Raw genomic sequence first — 23,316 nt, 5'->3', positions numbered from 1 at the left:
TTTCACACAGCACGACCGCCCGACGACGGTTCGATTTCGGCGTCAATGCGATCGGTCGCCGACTCCGCTCGTCAGCCGAGCAGTGTGCGGCGGAGGTGGTCGCCGATGGCGCCCATGGTGGGATTGTCGGCTGAGTGCAGCGTGTAGATCACCGCGAAGTGCAGTGCCCACGCCTCGGCCCGCTGCCAGGTGGCGTCGTCGACGGCGTGTTCGCCCCGGCTCGCCGCCTCCCTGAACACGTCGCGATCGCGCTCACCGAACAGCGACCAGGCGATCGACAGGTCGGTGGCCGGGTCGCCGGCGCACACGTCACCGAAGTCGATCACACCGCTGATCTCACCGTCGTCGACCAGCAGGTTCGCCCCGTGCAGGTCTCCGTGGATCCACGTCGGCTCGTGCGGCCACGGCTCCACGTCGACGAGTTCGCCCCATCGCTCCAGCATCGAGTCGCCCCAGTCGAGCTGCGCGGCGCGTTCGACGTTGATGTCGGTGTTCCGCCCGACGAAGTGGCCCCGGTGGGGATTCGACGGCGCGTCGACGGGTGCGGTGGTATGCAGCGCCGCCATGAACGCACCGAGGCGTTGCGCCTCTCGACTCGGGTCGGCGAACGGGGTGACCGCCGCGATGGTGCCGGGGATCCACGGATTGATGCTCCACGACCATGGGTAGTCGAACTCGGGCCGGCCGATGCGCACCGGCACCGGGATCGCGATCGGTAGTCGTGCACCGAGTGCGGGCAGCACCGCCTGCTCGTGTTCGACCAGACGCGCCGCCATCGCGCGGCGCGGCAGCCGGATGCTCAGCGCGTCGCCGAGCCGGAAGATCACATTGTCCCAACCGTTCGCCGCCTCGCGCAGCGGCAGCGAGGCGAGATCGGGATGTTGGGATTCGAGTAGCGCCCGCACGAGCGACGCCGACGTGTCGACCTCCGCTGCTGGCATGTTGGACGTCATCGTCCGAGTCTGTCAGCGACGAGTCAGACCTTCATGTTGCTGGGGTGCTGCGCCGACGTCTTGACGTCGTCGCCGAACTCCTCGAGGCGGAGCAGGCGTTGGTCGTTGGAGAACACTTCGACCGGCTTGCTCGGCTCCATGCTGAGCATGCGCTGCAGGATGCGGACCTGCGTGGTCTGGTTGTACTCGGCGAACGTGATCGCCCAGCCGTCGCGCCCGGCGCGAGCCGTGCGGCCCGAGCGGTGCAGGTAGTCCTTGACGTCCTTGGCCGGCTCGTAGTGGATGACCGCACCGATGTCGTCGATGTCGATCCCGCGGGCGGCCACGTCGGTGGCCACCAGGATCTGCAGCTTGCTCTCGGCGAACATCCGCATCACACGCTCACGCGTCTTCTGCTGGAGGTCGCCGTGGATGGCCATGGCGTCGAGACCGAGGTCTTGCAGCTTCTCGGTGGCCCGGTCGCACTGCCGTTTCGTCTGGCAGAACACGATGATCTTCGGGATGCCCTTGGCGATCGAGCCGATGACCTTGTCACGGTCCATGTGGTGGATGCCGAGGAACAGGTGGCTCATGTTGCCGACCGTGTCGGTCGCTTCGTCGATCGCCACGGTCTCGGGGTCGGTCTGATACGCCCGGATGAGGTGGCCGACATCGCCGTCGAGCGTTGCCGAGAACAGCATCGTCTGGTTGCGGTTGCCGGTGTGGCGCAGGATCCACTCGACCTGGGGCGTGAAGCCGTCGTCGGCCATGCGGTCGGCCTCGTCGAGGGTGACGATCTGGATGTCGTCGAGGTTGATCTCGTCGGACTTGATGAGGTCGATGAGGCGCAGCGGGGTGGCCACGACGATCTCGACGCCCTTGGCCATCTCGTCGACCTGATGGTGACGCGAGGCGCCGCCGTAGACGGGCAGCACCTTCATGCCGGCATGGTTGGCAACGGGTTGCAGCACTTCGGCGACCTGCACGGCCAGCTCACGCGTCGGCACGAGCACGAGCCCGAGCGGGCGCATCGGCTTGGCTTCGTCGGTGATGCGGGCGAGCATCGGCACGCCGAACGCAAGCGTCTTGCCCGAGCCGGTCTTGGCGCGGCCGCAGACGTCTTTGCCCTGCATGGCGACCGGAATCGCCTCGGTCTGGATGTTGAACGGTTGTGCGAAGCCGCATGCGGCGAGCCCGTCGTCGATGCGGGCCGGAACGCCGAGGTCGAAGAACCCCGTCGGCGCTTCGACTGCCGGAAGCGCGTTGATGGAAGTGAGGTTCGACGTGTTCACGTGGTCGCGATCGTTGGCCTCCGAAGGTCGCGTACGTCGACGGCGGGGCGCTCCCCGTCGGGAATTGTCATGTGTCATGTGGCGCCAAGCGTACCGTCACCACGGCTGCGACGACGGGAACCCAGCAGCAGAGCGAGTCCGACGACGAGCGCTCCGATCGAGATCGGGACGATCCGCTCGATGGTGGAGGTGCCCGTGAGGGGCAGATCGGGTGAGATCGCGAGCAGCACTGCCTCGGCCGAGTTGTTGTCGGGGCTGCGGTCTTCGATGTCGGAGCTCACCGTGACCTCGTTGATGAAGTTGCCCTCGACCAGCACGACGACCCGGAGATCCATCGTGGCGGTGGCACCGTCGGCGAGGTCACCGATGTTCCACACACCGGTGCCCGGGTCGTAGGTGCCGACCGACGGCGACGACGAGACGTAGCGGAGCCCGTTGGGCAGTTGCTCTCGCAACACGGTTCCGATCGCCGTGTCGGGGCCGTCGTTGGTGACGGTGATCGTGTAGGTCACGGCGAAGCCCGGCTTGGTGATGGCCCGGAACACGGTCTTGGTCACGCCCAGGTCGGCGTGACGGTCGACGTCGACCACGGCAGGGTCGCTGGTGATGGTGGCGACGATGCACTCGCACTCGAGCGTCGCCGTGTTCGTGACCGTTCCGTCGCCGGTGGCGTCGGCGACGATCGTGATCGTGACGGTGCCGCCGTCGGCCGCGACCGTCAGCGGTTCACACACCACCTGCGATCCATCGGCCGACACTGTGCACGAACCGTCGGTGCTCGACGCCGCGGTGGCTTCGAGGCCGGCGGGCAGGTCGTCGGTGACGGTGGCGCCGATCGCCGGGGTGCGACCGTCGTTGGTGACCGTGATCGTGAAGGTGACCTCGTCGCCGAATGCGACGACCTGGGCGCTCGCCTCCTTGACGATCGAGAGGTCGACGTCGTTGATCACGTCGATCGACAGCGTTGCGGCGTCGTTGCTCGTGTCGTTCTGCGTGGTGGCCGTGGAGCCCGTGGCGGTGATCGGGAGCGGCCCGGCCGGCTGGTCGATCGAGACGTCGCCGTCGAAGGTGATCGTGACCGGCGTGCCCGGCGGAAGGTCACCGATGTCGACGGTGATGACGCCGTCGACGACCGTGACGGTCGCCCCCGGGAACCCGACCACGGTCGGGGTGCCGACGATGGTCATCGACGCCGGGATCGGGATGGTGACGACGGTGTCGGCGGCGTCGGACGGACCGTTGTTGACGATCTCGAACTCGTACCCGGTCGTGGTCCCGGCCGGAACGCTCGTCGGGGTGACCGTTCCGGTGACGACGATGTCGGCGAGCGGGGCGTTGTCGTTGGTGGCCGAGTCGGAGTTGTTCGAGGTGTCGGGGTCGGCCGTGCTCGAGGCGACGGTGGCGACGTTGTCGAGGGACGCACCGGTGAAGTCGGTGCGCAGCGTGCCGTCGATCGTGATCGTCGCGGTGGCGCCGTCGGCCATGGTGCTCAGGTCGCACGAGAGCGACAGCCCGGTGAGGGTGCACGTCGCTCCCCCGTCGCCGATGACGATCGACGCCGGATCGAGCGCCGCCGGGAGGTCGTCGGTGACGATGACGTCGGCAGCATCGGACGGCCCGTCGTTGACCACGATGAGCGTCCACGACACGGCGGTGCCGGCCACGACGTCACTGGTCGGCCCGACCTTGGTGATGCGCACATCGGCCGCCGGGGCGATCGGGTTCGTCGCGGTGGACGAGTCGTCGGTGTTGTCGTCGTCGGGCGTCGACGAGGTCGTCGTGGCCGTGTTCGAGATCGACGTGGCGGTCACGTCGGCCGGGAGGTCGGCGTCGATCGTGATCGTGGCCGACCCGCCTGCCGGGATCGTCCCGAGGAGACAGGAGAAGGCGGTGCAACCACCCTGGCTCGACGAGATCGTGGTGTTGGTGACGGCTGCCGGGACCGTGTCGGCGACCGACACGTCTCGGGCGTCGGACGGGCCGGCGTTGGTGACGGTGATCGTCCAGCGCAGCGGCCCACCGGGCACCGCGGTCGGCGTCGAGAGTTCCTTCACGGTGGTCAGACGGGCGAGCGTGTCGAGCGCGACGTCCTCCGTCGATTCGTTGTTGCCGGGCGTGCTGTCGGGCGTGTCGGCGGTGACGTCGGCGGTGTTGGTGCCGACGGCGAGCAGGTCGGAGCCGACGAGCGCCTCGACGGTGACCGTGGCCGACCCGCCGTCGGGGATCGTGTTCAGCGAGCACGGAAGCGACGAACACGCGCCCTGCGACGAGAACACGTTGACGGCGGTGAGGCCGGCGGGCAGCGTGTCGGTGACCACCACGCCGGTCGCGTCGGACGGGCCTGCGTTGGAGACCGTGATCAGGTACGTGACCACCTCGCCGGCGATGACCGGGTCGGGCGTCGCGTCCTTGGTGCTCGACAGGTCGGCGTCGGGCTCGGCCGGGGCGGTTGCGGTGGCGGTGTTCGGAGCGGCGTCGGGGCCTTGCGACGTCGACGTCGACACGTTGACGACGTTGCTGAACGAGCCCGTGTACGACGAGGCCAGGTCGCCGGTGACCACGATCGACACCGCGTTGCCCGCACCGGGAGCCAGTGTGTCGATCGAGCAACCGAGCAGTTGGCCGCTGATCGAGCAGTCGGGTGCGGTGGTCGCCAACCCGGTCATCGACGCGTCGATGTTGTCGCTGACCAGGACGTTCGCTGCGTCGGACGGCCCGTTGTTGGTGACGGTGATCGTGAACTGCATCGGCTCACCGGGGACGAGCGGGGTCGTGTCGATCACCTTGGTGACCGTGATGTCGGCCTCGGGGGCAACCGGCGTGAAGGCGCTGCCGGTGTCGTTGGTGGCGTCGGGGTCGTCGGTGGTCGTGCTGACGGTCGCCGAGTTGACGAGCGTCGTGGTCTGATCGGCGGGCACGGTTCCGGTGATGGTGATGGTCGCCGTACCGACGGGGAGATCGCCGATGGCGCAGTTGATCGTGGCGTCGCAGGAGCCACTGGCCGCGCCGTTGACCCACGTTCCCGACGCGCCGGTGAGGATGCTCGGCGCGTCGTCGTCGGTCAGTTCGACGGCACGGGCGACCGACGGGCCGGCGTTGGTGACGACGATGGTGTAGGTGATCGGTTGGCCGGGCACGGCGGGTGACGGGTCGGCCGTCTTGACGACCGAGAGGTCGGCCGACGTGTCGACCGGGGTCACGACGCCGTTGGTGTTCGGACTCGGGTCGACCGCCGGTTCGGGCGTGTTGCTCGAGACCTCAGCCGTGTTGTTGATCGGCCCGAGTTGATCGGCGTCGACGGTGACGGTGAACGTGATGGTCCGCTCGGCGGTGGGCGCCAGGTCGCCGAGTTCGCACTCGACGTCGCCGGAAGCCAACGTGCACCCGGTGGGCAGGGAGGCCACCAAGACGGTGAGGCCGGTGGGGATGTCGTCGGACACCAGCACGTCACGAGCCACCGACGGGCCGTTGTTGCGGACGAGGATCGAGTACTCGAGGTCGGAGCCTGCCACTGCGGTGGTCGGGTCGGCGATCTTCGACACCAGTTCGAGGTCGGCTTCGGTGTCGACCCCGACGGTTTCGCTGTCGGTGACCGGACCGTTGTTCGGCGTGGGCGAGTCGGCCGACGCGTTGTTCGTGACCGTTGTGCCGGTGAAGCCGGCGTCGACGGTGACCGTGTACGTGACGGTGGCGTCGTCGCCGGGGAGGATCTCACCGAACGAGCAGGTGAGGATGCCGCCCGGCGTGGTGCACGAACCCTGGCTCGCCGTGATGGAGGCGACGTCGATCGTCACCCCGGCCGGGAGGGCGTCGCCGACGACCGAACCCTCGGCCGAGGACGGGCCGGCGTTGTCGACGGTGATCTCGTAGTCGATCTCCTCACCGGCGACCACGTCGGCGGGCGGCGTGGGCGACACGACGACCTTGTCCAGGTCGAGCGTGGCGAAGCGTTCGACGGCGATCTGGTCGGTGGCGGTGTTGCTCGACGGGTTGCGGTCGGGGGTCGACGAGGTGACCGTGGCCGTGTTGGTGACCGGGCCGGCGCCGAGCGACGGGTCGACGTCTGCGGTCACGGTGATGGTGACCGACGCCCCGTTGGCGATCGTGCCCATGGTGCAGGTGGTCGTGTCGTCGGCGGCGTTGGTGGTGGAGGTGACGCACGTGCCGTCGGCGCTGACCGCCGACACGATCTCGAATCCGGCCGGCAGCACGTCGGTGACGCTGACGGCGAGCGCATCGGACGGACCGGCGTTGCTGACGATCAGGTCGAACACGGTGTCGTCGCCGGCGACGACCGAATCGTCGTCGAACACCTTGACGAGCGACAGGTCGGCGTTGGTCGCGAGGTCGCTCTCGGCCGTGGCGCTGTTGTTGGCGAGGTCGGGGTCTTCGTCGCCGGTGGCGACGGTGGCCGTGTTGTCATCGAATGCAGCGGCTCCCGAGTCGACGGTGCCGGCGACGGTGACGGTGATCGTCTCGCCCACGGCGAGGTCGTCGGTGATGTCACAGTCGACGGTCGCGCTCGGCGCCCCCGGCGTGACCGCGCACGACCCGCTGCCACCCGACGAGATGACGTAGTCGGCCGTGATCGGCAGCGCTTGGTCGACCTGTGGCGGCAGCACGTCGTCGATGTCGATCTGTGCGAGTGCGTCGGACGGGCCGTTGTTCTTCACGACGATCTGGTACGTGAACGGATCACCGGCGACGAGTTCACTCTGCACGAGCGTCTTGGTGATCTGGAGGTCGGGGACGATCCGGATCGTGTCGCTCGTGGAGCTGGTGTCGTTGGCGGCGACCGGGTCGGTGATCGGGCTGCTGACCGAGGCCGAGTTGGCGAGTTGACCAGACGTGTCGTCGACGATGTCGATGTCGATCGTGATCGTCACCGATGCCTGGTCGGGCAGGGTGCCGAGGTCGCAGTCGACGACGCCGCCGGTGGCCGAGCCGTCGTGGACGCACGCGCCGACGGGCGTGGAGGTCGACACGAACACGGTGCCTGCCGGCAGGGTGTCGAGCACCTCGACGAGCGTGGCGGGCGCGGGGCCGTCGTTGGTGACGACCAGCTGGTAGCGCACCTGCTGTCCGGCGACCACGTCGGCGGCCGGCGTGAGCAGCGTCTTGGCGACGCCGAGGTCGGCGAACGGGGTGACGTCGGTGGTCTCGGTGACCGTGTTGTCGGATGGGTCGGGGTCGGTGGTGTCGCTCGCAACCGTGGCGACGTTGTCGAACGAGCCGAGCGCCCGGTCGCTGACCGTGCCGGTGACGGTGACCTCGACGGAGGTTCCGGCCGCGACGGTCGGGAACGTGCAGGTGACCGCACCCTGGTCGCAGGTGGCGCCGACCACGGCGGTCGAGATCGCAGTGAGCGTGATCTCGGTGGGCAGCGTGTCGCCGACCACCACGTTCTGGGCGTCGGACGGGCCGGCGTTGGCCACGGTGATCGTGTAGCTGATCGGAGCGCTCGGGTCGATCGGTTCGGTGAACCCGGTCGTGAGCGCCTTCGTCACGCTGAGGTCGGCCGACGCGGTGACGTCGGTGGTCGAGGTCGAGGAGTTGTCCGACCCGTCCGGGTCGGGCGTGTCGGAGGTGACCACGGCGGTGTTGTCGACCGAGGCGTCGGTGACGTCGGCGAGCACGGTGCCGGTGATCTCGACGACGTAGGAGTCGCCGTCGAGCAGCGTCGCTTGCCGGCAGGTGACGAGGCTGCCGGCCACCGGATCACAGGTGGCGGCGCCGCTGGTGACGTTGGTGGTGATCGTGGCCGGGTCGATCGAGGCGGGCACCGTGTCGGTGAACTCGACGTTCTGCGCATCGGACGGTCCGTCGTTGGTGACGGTCACGACGAACGTGGCGGGCTGACCCGGCACGAGGTCAGAGGTGGGGCCGACCTTCTCGATGCTGACGTCGGCCGACGGCACGATCGGGTTCGAGGCCGTGCCGGTGTCGTTGGTGAGGTCGTCGTCGGGCGTCGTCGAGGTGGTGACCGCGACGTTGTCGAGCGTTCCGGCCGGCGTGTCGGCGGGCAGGTCGCCCTCGATCGTGATGGTGGCGGAGCCGCCGGGTTCGACGGTGCCGAGTAGGCAGTCGAACGCCGAACAGGCCCCTTGCGACGATGTGACGGTGACGCCGGTGAGTACTGCCGGCACGGTGTCGGCCACCGACACGTCGAGCGCGTCGGAGGGTCCGTCGTTGTCGACCGTGATGGTCCACGACACTCGGGTGCCGGGCACAGCGGTCGGAGTGGAGAGTTCTTTCGTGGTGCTCAGGCGGGCGAGCGTGTCGACGACCGGATCTGCGGTGTCGTTGTTGTTCGAGAGGTCGGAGTCGGGTGTGGTCGACGAGGTGGTCGCACTGTTCGGGGCGAGATCGGTCACGTCCGCGTCGACCTGCGCCACGACGGTGACGGTCGCGGACGCGCCGTCGACCAGGTCGCCGAGGTCGCACGGGAGGCTGGTGCAACCGCCCTGCGACGAGCTGACGTCGTCGACGGTGAGCCCGGCCGGCAATGCGTCGTCGACCTGCACGCCGATCGCGGTCGACGGCCCGTCGTTGCGCACGGTGATCGTGTAGGTGACGAGTTCACCGGCGATGACGGGGTCGGGAGCGGCGGTCTTGGTCAGGACGAGGTCGGCGTCGGGAGCAGCCGTCTCGTCGACCGATGCCGTGTCGGGGCTGGTGTTCGCACCCTGATCGGTCGTCGTGGTGACCGTTGCGGAGTTGGCCAGGTCGCCGGTGAACCCTTCGTCGAGCACGCCGGTGACGACGATGACGAAGTCGCCGGGCGGCAACGTGCCGACGGCACAGGCGAGGTCTTGCCCGGTGAACTGACACTGCGCCTGATCGACCAGGAGGCCGGTGACCGCAGGGTCGATCGAGTCGACGACGGCGACCGACTGGGCGTCGGACGGCCCCGGGTTGGTGACGGTGATCGTGTACTGCACCGGGCCGCCGGGAACGAGCGGGCTGGTGTCGAGCGTCTTGGTGATCGAGAGGTCGGTGACCGGAGCGACCGGCGTGATGATCGTGACCTCGTCGGGTGTCGGGTCGGTCGGCGAGGTCACGCCAGCCGTGTTGGAGATGTCGGTGGTGAGATCGGCGGCCACCGTGCCGGTGATGGTGACGGTCACCGCGTTGGCGGCACCCGGTGCGACCGTGCCGACGGCACACGACACGGTGAGGTCGCAGTTCCCCTGGCTCGCCGAGGACGAGATGGTGCCGGCCTGGAACATCGAGAGCGTCGTGTCGTCGACGACGACGGAGGCGGCGTCGGATGGTCCGTCGTTGGTGACGGTGATCGTGTACGTCAGCGACTCGCCCGGCACCGCCGGGTCGGGGCCAGCGACCTTGGTGATGGAGAGGGCGGCGACCGTGTCGACGGTGACCGGCACCGACGCCGTGTCGTTGCCGGCGTTCGGGTCGGGCTCGGTTGCGCTGATCGACGCATCGTTGGTGATCGCCGATCCGTCGGGTTCGTCGGCATCGACTCGCGCGGTGAACGTGATGGTCTCGACCTGGCCGACGGTCAGCGTGCCGAGGTCACACGACAGGTCACCGGCCACGTCGCTGCATCCGGCGGGCAACGGCGCCTCGAGGGTCAGCCCGGCCGGGAGCTCGTCGATCACCGTGGTGTTCGTCGAGATCGACGGGCCGTTGTTGCGTGCGGTGATGGTGTATTCGACCGTTTCACCGGCAATGACCGGGTCGGGGGTGACCGTCTTCGACACCAGCTCGACGTCGGCGGTGCGGACGACGTCGACGTCGGTGTCGGCGGTGGCCGGGCCGCCGGTGAGCGGGGTGATCGAATCGGCCTGCGCTGCGTTGTTGATCGTGGTTCCGTCGACGATCGCCGGGTCGAAGGTGACCGTGTACTCGATCTGCACCGGAGCGGCGCCGGGCAGGATCTCGCCGAGGTCGCACGTGAGCACGTTGCCGGGCGCCGTACAGGTGCCCTGGGTGGTGGTGATCGACGGCTCGACGATGGTGAGCGCGGGGTCGAGCGGGTCACCGACGACGGTGGCTTCGGCCGACGATGGGCCGGTGTTGCCGACGGTGAGGGTGTAGGTGATCTGGTTGCCGGCGACGACCGTCGGCGACGACGAGGTCTTGGCGATCGTGAGGTCGGCGAGCCGGGTCACCGTGATCCCGTCGGTGGAGGTGTTGTTCGACGGGTTGCGATCATCGGTGGTCGACGTGACGCCGGCGGTGTTGTTGACGGGGTTCGCCGGTTGGCTCGCGTCGACGAGGGCGGTGACGTCGACCGAGATGGTGGCGCCCACCGGCAGCGAGGTGTTCGAACAGGTCACGGTGGTTGCGGTGTTGGAGCACAGACCTCCGGTGGCGTTCGCCAACGAGAGCACGGTGAAGCCCGCCGGGAGTGCGTCGGTCAACTCGACGTCGGCGGCGTCGGACGGGCCGTTGTTGGTGACCGAGATCGTGAACGTGGTGTCTTGCCCGGCGATGACGCTGGAGTCGGCGAACGACTTCGCGACCTGCAGGTCGGCGTTGGTGACGAGCGTGGCCTCGGCAGTGCCCGAGCTGTTGGCCGGGTTCGGATCGGCGTCGGTGGTCGTGACCGTGGCGGTGTTGTCGGCGACGCCGATCAGCGCATCGGTGCGGATGAACCCGCTCACCGTGAGTTGGATCGAGTCACCCACGGCCAGATCGTCGGAGAAGGTGCAGTCGATCTGGTTCGTGGCGTCGTCGTAGGTGCAGTCGGCCGGATTCGCGATGCCGCTCAGCGTCACGACGCGCGGGGTGACTTCGGCGGGCACGGCATCGCTCACCTCGGGTGGCAGCGTGTCGGCGAGTGTGATGTCGGCGACTGCCGTCGACGGGCCGTCGTTGAAGATCTCGATCAGGTACTCGAACGGTTCACCGGCGACGAGATCGGGATCGGCCGGATCGGCCGAGACGAGCGACTTCTGCACGCGCAGGTCGGGGGCGGTGACCATCGGGTCGGAGGTGGCGCCGTTCGGATTGGTGGCGTCGTTGTTCGTGGCGTCGGGATCATCGGTCGTGCTCGTGGCCGTGACCGAGTTGTCGAGGGTGCCCGAGGCGTCGGGCTCGACGATGACGTCGACGTCGATCTGGATGCTGGTGGTCGCGCCGAGCGTGCCCAGTTCACAGGTGAGCGTGCCGCCGAGTGCCGGTCCGGTCTTGGTGCAGGTGCCGACCGGAGTGCTCGCGTTGACGAACGTGGCGTTGGCCGGAAGGAGGTCGACGACGTCGACGTTCTCGGCGGGGGCCGGGCCGTTGTTGACGATCACGACGGCGTAGCGCACGGTCGTGCCGGCGACGACCGGGTCGGTGATGGTGGTCTTGGTGACCTGGATGTCGGCTTCGGGGACGACGTCGGTCTCGATCGTCGTCGAGTCGTTGCCGGCGACGGGGTCGGGGGTGTCGGTGGCGGTGATGGTCGCCGTGTTCTCGATCGTGTCGACAGCGGACGTGGCAACCGTGCCGTCGATCTCGATCGTGGCGCTGCCACCGGCAGCGATGGCCGGGACGAGGCACACCGCCGTCGCCTGGTTGCACTGCGCGAGCGGGCGCACTTCGTCGATCGTGAGTTCGGCCGGGACGAGATCGGTGACCTCGACGTTGACGGCGTCGGACGGTCCGGCGTTGCTGACGGTGATCGTGTACGTGATCGGCTCGCCGGGCTCGACCGGGTCGGGGCTGGCCGACTTGGCGATCGAGAGGTCGGCCGACGGGGCGACCGGCGTGTCGAGGTCGTCGCTGTTGCCCAGCACGTCGGCGCCCTGGTTCGACGTGGTGCTGATGGTGGCCGAGTTGGCGAGGTCGGCGGTGGCGTCGGCGAGGACGGTGCCGGTGATCTCGACGTCGAAGGTGCCCACCGGGAAGTCGGCGAGCGTGCAGTTGACGGTGGCATCACAGGCCACGCCGCCGGGTGCACCCACGAGCGCGGTCGACACGGACCCGGGCTCGAAGATGGAGGAGATGTCGTCGTCGATCACGACGGTGGACGCCGACGACGGGCCGGCGTTGACGACGGTGAGCGTGTAGGTCAGCGGCTCACCGGGCACGGCGGTGGCGAGATCGGCCGTCTTGGTGATGCCGACGTCGGCGACCACGGCGACCAGCGTCGTCTCGGGCGGGTTGCTGTCGTTGCCCGGCGTGCCGTCGGGCGTGTCGCTTCCCGCCGTCGCCGTGTTCTCGATGACGGTGCCATCGGGGGTGGCCGGGTCGACGATGACGTCGAACGAGATCGTCTCGTTCTGTCCCGCGGTCATGAGTCCGAGATCGCAGGTGATGGTCTCGCCGGCGGCGACGCCGGTGAACGAACATCCGAGCGGCAGCGAACTCGGCACCAGCGTGGTGTTGACCGGAACGGTGTCGGTCAACTCGGCGTTGCGGGCGGTGGAGGGGCCGTCGTTGGCCACGACGATCGTGTAGGTGATCGTCGCTCCGGCCGACACCGGGTCGGGAGCCGAGTCCTTCGACACGATCCGCATGTCGGCGTCACGGGTGACCGGCGTGGTGATCGTCGAGGAGTCGTTGCCCGGGGTCTTGTCGTCGGCGTTCGAGACCGTTGCGGTGTTCTCGATCGACGCGATGTCGCTGTCGGCGCCGACGGTCGCGTCGATCGTGACCGTGACGGTGTCACCCGCCGCGATCGACGCGATCGAGCACGGCAGTGCGACGCAGCCGGCGGTGCCTGCGACCGCTCCGAACGTCACCCCGGCGGGGGCGACGTCGTCGACGTCGGTGGCGACGGCATCTGACGGACCGTTGTTGGTGATCGAGAGGGTGTACGTGCCGGTCTCGCCGGCGACGAAGCCGGTGGGTCCGGATTTGACCACTGCGACGTCGCTCTCACGAGTCACGTCGGTCGATGCCGACGACGTGTCGTTGGCCGGAGTCGGGTCGGCGGTGGCGGAGTCGATCGTGGCGGTGTTCGACAAGGCGGCCGCGCCGACCGTCGCGTCGGGCAGGGCGTCGACCTGGACGACGACGGTGATCAACGCACCGACGGGGAGATCGCCGAAGGAGCAGTCGATCGTGCCGCTGTTGTTGGCACAGGCCGGCGACGGCGTGACCGTGGCGTTGGCGGCGTCGAGTTGTGCTGCGTCGAGCACGTCGGTGAGCGTCACCGCTTCGGCGACCGACGGGCCGGCGTTCTGGACGGCGATGTTGTACTGCACCGCGTCACCCGCATTGACGGTGACGGGTCCGGACTTGGCCACCGACACGTCGGCCGACGTGGTGATCGCGACGTCGGCGGTGGCGACACTCGGCCCGCCCGGATCGGTCGGCGAGGTCACGGTCGCTTCGTTCGTGACCGTGCCCGCCGCGGCGGTGCTCGGGAAGTAACCGACATAGGTGATGGTGGCCGGGGCGGCACCCGCCACGACGGTGCCGAGCTCACAACTCGTGTCGGACGAGCACGAACCCTGGCTCGGCGTGACCGAGTCGACGACGAAGCCGGCGGGCAGCGAGTCGGTGACCACCGTCGACATCGCATCGGAGGGCCCGTTGTTCGACACGGCGACCACGAAGGTGACGTTGCCGCCACCTGCGGCGATCGTCGTGGGGCTCGCCGACTTCGAGATCTGCAGGTCGGCAGCGGGCGCGGTGGCGACGGTGACCGTGCCGACGTCGTCGCCAGTGTTGATCAACGTGGTGGTCGACGCGACGGCGCCGGTGGTGTTGGTGAGGTTGCCCGTGATGCCGGAGGCCACGTCGCCGGTGATCGTGATGACCGCGGTGGCGCCGGCTTCGAGCGTGCCGATCGTGCAGTCGACGGTGAGGTCGCAGGAGCCGATCGTCGAGGCCGCCGAGGTCGGGGTGAACCCGACAGGCGGCGGGTCGGCAATCGTGACGCCCTGAGCGTCGGACGGCCCGTCGTTGTCGACCGTGATCGTGTAGGTGAGGGTGCCGCCGGGCGTGGCCGGATCGGCCGACGCCGTCTTCGTGACGATCAGGTCGGCCTCGGCGGCCACCGTGACGACTTCGTCGACGGTCGCCGGCGTGGGGTCGGGGTCGGGCGACGAGGCGGTCGCCGTGTTGGTCAGCGGAGTGCCGTCGGCGACGCTCGGGTCGATCACGGCGGTGTAGACGATGGTGACAGCGTTCGCGGCGCCCGGCTGCACGACCCCCAGGTCGCACGAGAGCGACCCGGCGTTGTCGGAACACAGCGGGCTCGGGAACGTGCTCAACGTCATGCCGACCGGCAGCGCGTCGCCGACGAACGTGGCGTTGGCGGTCGAGGGACCGTCGTTGGTGACGACCACGGTGAACTCGACGCTCTCGCCGGCAACCGGCGACGTGTCGGTGGCGACCTTGGTGACCCCGAGGTCGGCGAGACGGACGATGTCGATGCCATCGACGTCGGTGTTGTTCGACGGGTTGCGGTCGTTGGCGGTGCTCGCCACGGTCGCGGTGTTGTTGAGTTGCCCCGCAGCGAGATCGGCGGGCACGTCGACGTCGACGGTGATCGTGAGCGAGGCGCCGGGGGCCATCGGAAGATCGGCGGAACACGACACCGAACCGGTGCCCGGTGGGTTGCAGGAGACCCCGGTGCCGGATGCGTCCGTCACGGTCATCCCGCCCGGCAGGACGTCGGTGATGCTGACGTCGGGTGCGATCGACGGGCCGGAGTTGGTGACGACGAGGGTGAAGGTCGCTGGGCCGCCGGCTGTCGCCGTGGCGGTGGTCCACTCCTTGTCGATGCGCACGTCGGCTTCGAGTGCGAGTTCGGTGGTGGCGTCGGCGTCGTTGTTCGCCGGGTCGGGGTCGGTCGGGTACGAGACCGACGCATCGTTGACCGCGAGTCCGGGAGGCGAGCCGGCCGGCGCTGTACCGGAGATCGTGAGCGGCGCGGTCCCGCCGACCGGGATCGGCGTGGTGCGGGTGCAGGTGACGTCCTGCCCGGAGATGTTGCACGTCCAACCGCTGCCTGCTGCTGCAGTCGGTGTGCCGAGGACCACCGGGATCGTGTCGGTGACGGTGACCGTGCCGCTGGTCTCGGACGGGCCGTCGTTGATGGTCGTGAGCGTGTACGTGTACGCCGCGCCTGCCGCCAGCGTCGACTCGTCGATCTCCTTGTTGAGGCGGAGGTCGGCCGAGTTGAGCACGGTGTCGTTGGCGGTGCTCTCGTTGTTGCCAGGCGTCGTGTCGGTCGGGCTCGCAACCGTTGCGGTGTTGGCGAGTGCTGCACCGGTCGCGGTGTCGGCCACGTCGGCGACGACGGTCACCGTGACGGAGCCGCCGGCGCCGATCGACCCGAAGTTGCAGGTGACCGGCCCGGTACCGGGACACGCCCCCTGGGTGGTGGCGGCACTGACGAAGCTGAGGCCGGCCGGGAGCGGGTCGGACAACGTGACGTTTGCGGCTGCCGACGGCCCGGCGTTCGACACGACGATGCTGTAGGTCACCTGTTCACCGGCGACGACCGGCGCGTCGACGGTCGTCTTGACCACCGAGACGTCGGCGACCGGGGTGACGGTGGTCGTTTCGAGGTCGGTGTTGTCGCCGGGGGTCGGGTCGGTGGTCGACGAGGTGACCGTGCCGCGGTTCTCGATCGTGGCGGAGGCGTCACCGTCGACGGTGGCCGACACGTTCATCGTGACCGAGTCGCCGGGAGCGAGCGGGTCGTCGAGTGCACACGATCGCGTGGCGACCGAGCAGGTGCCGGCAACGCCCCCGGCCAACGACACCGAGGTGACCGCGAACTGGCCGTCGGTCTGGTCGGAGATCACGACGTCGGCGGCATCGGACGGGCCGGCGTTCGTGACCGTCAACGTGTAGTCGACGGTTGCACCAGCTGCGACCGGGTCGGCGACGTCGGCCTTGACGATCGTGAGGTCGGCTTCGGTGTCGATGGCGACCTGTGCCGACGCCGAGTTGTCGCTGAGATCGTCGTCGTCCTGCGCGGCGTCGACCGTGACGGTGTCGGACGCGCTCGAACCGGGAGCGAGCGCCGGGTCGGTCGCAGCCACGAGCGTGACCGTGCTGCTCGAGCCCGCCGGGATGTCGGCGAGTGTGCAACCGAGCGTGGTGTCGCCTGCGCTCGCCCCGGCGCAGGTCGCGCCGCTGACCGAGACGAACGTGTTCCCGACGAGCACGTCGTCGAGGGTGACGCCGGTGGCCGTGTTCGGGCCCGCGTTGGCCACCTCGATCGTCCAGGTGACGTTCTCACCGGCGACGACGGGGTCGGGTGACCCCGACTTCGTCACGCTGAGCCGCGCCCGCGGCGGCACCGGCGTGTCGACCTGGTTGCTGTCGAACTGGAAGTCCTGCCCGATCGTGCGAGCCCGATAGTCGAGCGTCGCCACGTTCTCGATCGTGGTCCCCGATGCGGCGTCGTCGATCGTGACCTGGAACGAGACCTCGACCGAGTCGCCCGGAGCGATCGTTCCACCGAAGAGCGGAGTGGCGCCGGTTCCGACGCGGGCGACGACCTCGGAGCCGGTGAACTCGGCTTCGTCGTTGCCCGGCGTGTCGGACTTGGCCACGCCACCGATCTGGATCGAGCCGGGCACGTAGGTGGTGCCGGCCGGTATGACATCGCTGACGACGCTGTTGTCGGCGAAGTCGTTGCCGGTGTTCTCGAACACGACGTCGTACTCGAGCACGTCGCCCGGCACCGCGTCGCCGCCGTTGAGGTCGACGACCGTCTTGTTGACCTCGGGGAACTGTGGGACGAACAGGTCGATCGCGGTGGTGAGCACACCGGGGTACCACCAGTCGCCGACCGTCTGGAAGCGGATGGTCGTGTCGGTCTGCGAATTCGCGAGGGTGTTGACCGTGGCGAACTCGTCGATGTCGACGTTGAGGTTGTTGACGTCGACCGGGAGGCCGGTGGCGGTGGGAATGCCGGCATCGGTGATGGTGCCGTTGCCGAAGTTCGTCGTCGGGTTCGACGCGTCGGTCAGGTTGGCGAACGTGGTGACCGGGCCGGGGTTGGTGTCGATGAGCACCTGGTCGCCGGTGATGTTGCGGTCGCCTTCGTACGCGACGATGCCGATCTCGGCGTTGACGGCACCGAGCGGCGGCGTGAGGAACCCGCTGATCGGCACGTCGAGCACGTTGTCGTTGGTCTGACTGGTGACACGCCCGAAGCCGTCGAACACGGTGAGGTTGCGCACCGGCAACCCACCGTTCTCGTAGACGACGACCATCGACCAGCCGGCGTACTGTCCACCGCCCTGCGTTCGCTGGATGTTGCCGGCCCAGTAGTCGCCCGGTCCGGCCGCTTGCACGATCGAGGTGATGTCGGCCGAGGTCTGGTACAGGCTGCCGAGGTTGGCCACGGTGCCCGTGATCGTCTGATAATTCGTCGCACCGGGTGGCAACAGACTGAGCCGGTTGCGCGCCGAACTGTTGGAGTTCGCACTCCAGTGGAGACTGGCGTAGAGCACGGTGCTGCCGGCCGGGGGCGCGTAGACGGCCATCGACGAGTTCGTGGTCTGTCCGGACTGCGCTGCGGTGAGCACACCGTCGTCGGCGTCGAGGTCGATCATGGTGAACGATCCGTTGCCGCTGTTGCGCGTACCGTTGAGGGTGTTGATGCAGTTGGTGCTGGTGCCACAGGTCATCAGCCCGTTGCCGATGATGTCGATCGCACCCGTCGTGTTGGTCGTGTACGCCGGCGGGGTGAAGCTCTGGATCAACGCCGCGTCGGCGTCACTTCCTCTGAACCCGCCATCGACCCCCACCTGCAGCATCGTCAACGTGAGCAGGAACGCCCCGGCCACCCGGCCGAGACGATGACGGGCGCGACGTTCAGACATCATCAGTGACGAGTATTCCACGCTCCGTGACCCGATCCGTCGTCATTCTGCGTTCCTTCACCCAGACATGACGCTCCGGTGACATGAAAGGTCGCGGCGGAAACCGAACCTGGTGCTACCCTGGAGCTCGTGATCGATCTCGCACCGACGCTGCTTCTCCTTATGTAGGGCGAACGCCGTCTTTTTGCGTTCGCCCGTTTGCCCCCGCCGCCCAGGTCGGGGGCTCTTTCATTTTTCACCCGCCGTACGTCCCAACCCCGCTCGAAGAATCCGGAGAATCCGATGCCCCCGCAACCCGCTCAACCGACCCCGATGCCGTTCGACAAGTACGCACCGTTCGTGCCGATCGTGCTCGACGACCGCACGTGGCCCAACGTCACGATCGATGCAGCACCGATCTGGTGCTCGGTCGACCTCCGCGACGGCAACCAGGCCCTCATCGACCCGATGGACCCTGCCCGCAAGCTGCGGATGTTCACCGAACTCGTCGCCATGGGCTTCAAGGAGATCGAGATCGGCTTCCCGTCGGCCAGCCAGCCCGACTTCGACTTCCTGCGCCAGCTCATCGACGACGACCTGATCCCCGACGACGTCTGGATCCAGGTGCTGGTCCAGTGCCGCCCCGAACTCATCGAACGCACCTACGAAGGGCTCGCCGGCGCCCCACGGGCGATCGTCCACTTCTACAACTCGACCAACCCGCTGCAGCGCGAGGTCGTGTTCAACCTCGACAAGGCCGGTATCAAGGACGTCGCCGTCAACGGGGCGACGATGTGCAAGGCCGCCGAGGCCGACCTGCCGGTACTCCCCGACGGCAGCCGCACGCAGATCCGCTACGAGTACAGCCCCGAGAGCTTCACGTTGACCGAGCCGGAGTACGCCATCGAGGTGTGCGAAGCCGTCATGGGCGTCATCGCCCCCACTCCCGACGAGCCGATCATCCTGAACCTTCCAGCAACGGTCGAGTGTTACTCCCCCAACGTCTACGGCGACGTGATCGAGTGGTTCGGCCGCACGATTCCGCAGCGTGACGCGGTGATCGTGTCGCTGCACCCGCACAATGATCGAGGCTGCGCCGTCGCCGCAGCGGAGTTCGGCGTGATGGCGGGCGCCGATCGCGTGGAGGGCACCTTGTTCGGCAACGGCGAGCGCACCGGCAACGTCGACGTCGTCAACCTCGCCATGAACCTGTTCATGAACGGCGTCGACCCACGCTTGGACGTGTCGGACATCGACAAACTGCGTCGTGTCGCCGAGTACTGCAACCGCCTGCCCGTCTCGCCACGCCATCCGTACGTCGGCGACCTCGTCTACACGGCGTTCTCCGGCAGCCACCAGGACGCGATCAAGAAGGGTCTCGACGCGCTCGATGCCAAGCGTGACCCCGCCACCGGCGAGTACGACATGTTCGCCGTGCCGTACCTGCCGATCGATCCGAAGCACGTCGGACGCAGCTACGAGGCCGTGATCCGGGTCAACAGCCAGTCGGGCAAGGGCGGCGTCGCCTACGTGATGAAGACCGAGCACGGGTTCGACCTGCCGCGCCGCCTCCAGATCGAGTTCTCGAAGACGATCCAGCACATCACCGAAGACACCGGCACCGAGATCAGCCCGGGACTCATGTGGGACCAGTTCCAGAGTGAGTACCTGCCGTCGGAGCCGCGATTCGTCTTGAAGTCGCACGAGCTCAACACCAGCTCGTCCGAACACAGTGGTCGGACCGTGATTCAAGCTCAAGTCGAGGTCGATGGTGCGCCACGGTCGATCCGTGGAGAAGGCGACGGGCCGGTCGAAGCATTCGTCGCCGCGCTGTTGCTCGAGTTCGGTGAGCGGGTGAGCGGTGAGTTCGACGTGCTCGACTACTCGGAGCACGCGATCGGGCAGGGTGCCAACACCAGCGCGGTCGCCTACATCGAGACGGTGCGCGGCGGTGGAGACATCCGTTGGGGTGTCGGCAAGAGTGCGAACATCACCACGGCGTCGCTGCGAGCGGTTCTCGCAGCGTTCGAACGCCAGCTGTAACCTGCACACATGACGCTGCTCGTTGCGATGGTCCGCCGCTCGCTCTGGGTCGTGCTGATCGCCGCAGCGGGCGGTGCGGCGTACTCGTGGTGGCGCGACCAGCGCGACGTCGATGCGCTCGACCCGCCCGAGTGGCCGCCACTCGCGCCGGTGACGCCGGCCAGCCCCACGGCTGACGCACCGGCACCCACGGGTTGGGTCGACGCGCTCGACGACGGATCGTGTCCGATCTCGCATCCGATCAAGGCCAACGACAAGTCCGGCATCTTCCACGTACCCGGCGGCCGCTTCTACGACCGCACCAAGCCGGAGCGTTGCTACACCGATGCCGAGGCGGCCACCGCCGACGGCTACCGTCAGGCCAAGAACTGAACACACCGTCACCGATCACCAGCCTCTTGGGGGAAACATCATGAAGGTCTCTGTCGACTTCGATCTCTGCGCATCCACCGGCGCCTGCATGCAGGTCTGCCCCGAGGTCTTCGAGGTCCGCAGTGACGGCTACCTCTACGTGCTCCAGGAGGAGCCGGGTGCCGAGTTGGCCGACAAGGTCAACGAGGCGGCCGACATGTGTCCGACCGCCGCGATCACGGTCACCTGAGCACCTGCCGGGGAACCCGGCGCCCGGTTCGAACGTCTGAACCGACATGAAGCGTGTCATCTCGATCGTCGTGGGCCTGGCGCTGCTCGCCGCGGCGTGCACCGGGTCTGGCGAGTCGACCGCCCCGTCGACGACCACGTCGCTCGCTCCGAGCACGACCACCGCACCGACGACCGTGCCCGACGGTGCGCCGCTCGTCGACCCCGCCTCGCGCACCGCCGACCGGCTTCGTACCGTCGCCGACTACGACGCGCTCGCCCGTGACGGCCTCGGCGACCAGTCGGTCGTGAAGTTCTCGATCACCGAGTTCAGCACCGACCCCGGGATCGTCTGGCTCGACAGCGGCTTCTACACCCTCCACGACGAGTGGTACTGGTTCCAGCTCGTCAACGGCCTGACCGTCCGCGGCTTCGACACCGCGCCCGTCGACGGCCTGTCGTTCGACTCCGTCGCCGAGCTCTACGCGTGGGCCGACGAACACCGCGACCGGCTCCCACTCGACCTCCGGTTCACCACGCTCGATCGCCTCTACTCCCCCGCCTTCTACGCCAGCGCGCTCGACGCGTCAGCCGATCGCCGGATCGGTCTCGGTGCGCTCATCCGCACCCCCGACCCCGACACCGGCACGGACCGCTGGGTGATCGAACTCGAGTACAGCGACGAGGTCACGCTCGAGCAGATGGAGACCTACTTCGACGTCATCGGCGCATCGGTGCCCGACGAGATCGCCGAACGGCTCCAATGGGTCCCGCGTTCGCGTCCACAGGAGATCACCGCTGCGGCGATCGAACGCGCCGACGGCCCCGATCGAGATCGCATCGTCGGCTACGACGAGCTCTCGAATCCCGGCGACACTCAGGTCTACTCGTCAGGCGTCGCCGCCGGACGGCTCCTCGTGGTGACCGACGGCGGCCGATGGTCGCTCGGCGACGCCGGGCCCGACGACATCGTCGCGATCGACGTCGCCCCCGACGACCTCCCGCCCGGCAACGGGCTCATCACCGGCACACCGCAGACCCCACTCGCCCACGTCAACGTCCTCGCCCTCAACCGAGGGATTCCCAACGCGTTCCTCGCCGGGCTCGCCGACGACCCGACCCTCGATCAACTCGGCCGCGTCCGGGCACCCGTACTCGTCAGCGCGACCGACGACGGCACCCTCGAGATCATCCCGCTCACCGACGACGAGTACGCCGGCTGGCAGGCCGCTCAGGGCCTCGCTCCGATCTCGGTACCGGCGGTCGACCTGACGACCGCCCCGTACACGCGACGCATCGACGACATCGACACCACGCTCGACGCCGCCACGCTCGGATCGCTCCGCCCCCTGATCGGCGGAAAGGCGGTCGGGTTCGTCGAGTTGGCCACACCCGGCACCGTCACGATGCCCACCGATGCGCTGGCGATCACCGTTCGTTCGTACCGCGAGCACGAAGCGCAGTTCGCCGACGAGATCGACGCCGTGCTCCAGCACGCAGCGGGCGACTCGTCGGTGCGCAGCCGGTTCCTCCTCCTCGAAGGACGCGACGAGTACGACGAGCGCTTCCCGTCCGATGCCGATGCGTCGTTCGCCGACGACTTCACCGACGCCAACGCCGACACACCGCTCGGGGACGTGTTGGCCGGCGACGGCTTGGTCCGGCTCGTTCGAAGCCGCCCGATCGACCCGACCACGCTGTCGCTGCTGACCGCCGAGATCCGGGCCGGCTTCGCCGACCTCTCCCCGACCCAGGGGCTGCGCTTTCGATCTTCGAGCAGCGTCGAAGACATCGAGGGATTCAACGGTGCGGGCCTCTACGACTCGAACACCGGCTTCGTCGACCCCGAACTGCTCGCCGACAGCGACGACCACCATCGCACCATCGAACGAGCGATCCTGCGCACCTGGAGTTCGTACTGGAGCTCGATCGCCTTCGAGGAGCGTCGCCGCGAGAACGTCGACCACGCCAGCGGGGCGATGGCCGTGTTGGTCCACCCTCGCTTCGACGACGAACTCGAACTGAACAACGGCGTCGCGACGCTCACGATCCGCCCCGAGCCGGGCACCGCTGCGGTGATGGAGGTCAACGTCCAGGCCGGCGCGGTGAGCGTGACCAACGCGACGGTCGACGACGACGCGTCGCCCGAGATCGTCCGCGTGGTCCGACAGACCGCCGGCGGCGACCTCGCCATCGAGCGCGTCGCCACGTCGTCGATCGCCGACTCCGACGAAGTGCTCGACGACAAAGCGCTCACCGAGCTGTTCGATCAGTTGCTCGACGTCGCCACGACCTGGCTCGCACGGGCCAACGAGGCGCTCACCGTCGAGCAGCGGAGCAGCTCGATCACCCTCGACTTCGAGTTCCGGACGATGGACGCCGGCTGGCCGGCGCGCCTCGACGGCACCGTCGAGCCGACGCGGCTCGTGGTGAAGCAAGCCCGCTCGCTCGACCCCGGTATCCGCCACGTGCCGGCGTCGCTGCTCGACCGACCGATCCCGCGCGACGTGCTGGCCCATGCGGTCCGCATCGTCGAACTGAGCTGTCCGGACGACGTGCGTGGCGTGAGTGTCACCACCGATCCGTTGGCGCGAGTCGACCTCGGCCACAGCGACCGGCCACTGGTCGTGTGGGCCGACGGCGCTGCGCCCGCCGACGCCGACGCCTGCGCCGCCTCCGAACTGCTCACGACGCCTCGCCAGTATCTGCTCGACCTGCTCGGCGACCGGTAGGTTCGGC

At 68.4% G+C, this 23,316-nt stretch carries 7 protein-coding genes; 4 read left to right on the top strand and 3 right to left on the bottom strand.

Annotated features, from left to right (window positions below):
• Positions 1–71: 71 nt before the first annotated feature.
• The 3 genes from YM304_RS06395 to YM304_RS24620 form a co-directional block, all read right to left on the bottom strand.
• Entirely contained in the window at positions 72–953 is an 882-nt protein-coding gene (locus YM304_RS06395) for an aminoglycoside phosphotransferase family protein (protein ID WP_197536936.1), read from the bottom strand.
• Between the two features lie 23 nt (positions 954–976).
• The gene (locus tag YM304_RS06390; protein WP_015440838.1) at positions 977–2,224 is read right to left on the bottom strand and encodes a DEAD/DEAH box helicase; all 1,248 of its coding nucleotides are present in this window, start codon (positions 2,222–2,224) and stop codon (positions 977–979) included.
• Positions 2,225–2,298: 74 nt separating this feature from the next.
• Positions 2,299–17,979, bottom strand: coding sequence for a DUF7933 domain-containing protein (locus YM304_RS24620; protein ID WP_154723337.1), 15,681 nt, complete (start codon positions 17,977–17,979; stop codon positions 2,299–2,301).
• Positions 17,980–18,288: 309 nt separating this feature from the next.
• Between YM304_RS24620 and leuA the strand changes: the two genes are divergently transcribed.
• From leuA to YM304_RS06365, 4 genes are read left to right on the top strand one after another with little or no spacing between them, the layout of a single operon-like run.
• A complete protein-coding gene (gene leuA / locus YM304_RS06380) occupies positions 18,289–19,998 on the top strand; it encodes a 2-isopropylmalate synthase (protein ID WP_154723336.1) in 1,710 nt (569 codons plus the stop codon).
• Between the two features lie 9 nt (positions 19,999–20,007).
• Positions 20,008–20,370 carry a sunset domain-containing protein gene (locus YM304_RS06375; RefSeq protein WP_015440835.1) on the top strand — a complete coding sequence of 121 codons (363 nt, stop codon included), beginning with the start codon at positions 20,008–20,010 and terminating at the stop codon, positions 20,368–20,370.
• A 40-nt stretch (positions 20,371–20,410) separates the two neighbouring features.
• Positions 20,411–20,599 (top strand): ferredoxin, encoded by a 189-nt coding sequence (locus YM304_RS06370; protein WP_015440834.1) that lies wholly within the window; start codon positions 20,411–20,413, stop codon positions 20,597–20,599.
• 46 nt (positions 20,600–20,645) lie between these two features.
• On the top strand, positions 20,646–23,309 hold the full coding sequence (locus tag YM304_RS06365) for a PEP/pyruvate-binding domain-containing protein (protein ID WP_015440833.1): 2,664 nt from the start codon (positions 20,646–20,648) through the stop codon (positions 23,307–23,309).
• Positions 23,310–23,316: the final 7 nt, after the last annotated feature.

It is taken from the genome of Ilumatobacter coccineus YM16-304 (assembly GCF_000348785.1).
Lineage (GTDB): Bacteria > Actinomycetota > Acidimicrobiia > Acidimicrobiales > Ilumatobacteraceae > Ilumatobacter_A > Ilumatobacter_A coccineus.
This window is presented reverse-complemented; position numbering and strand designations above follow the sequence as displayed.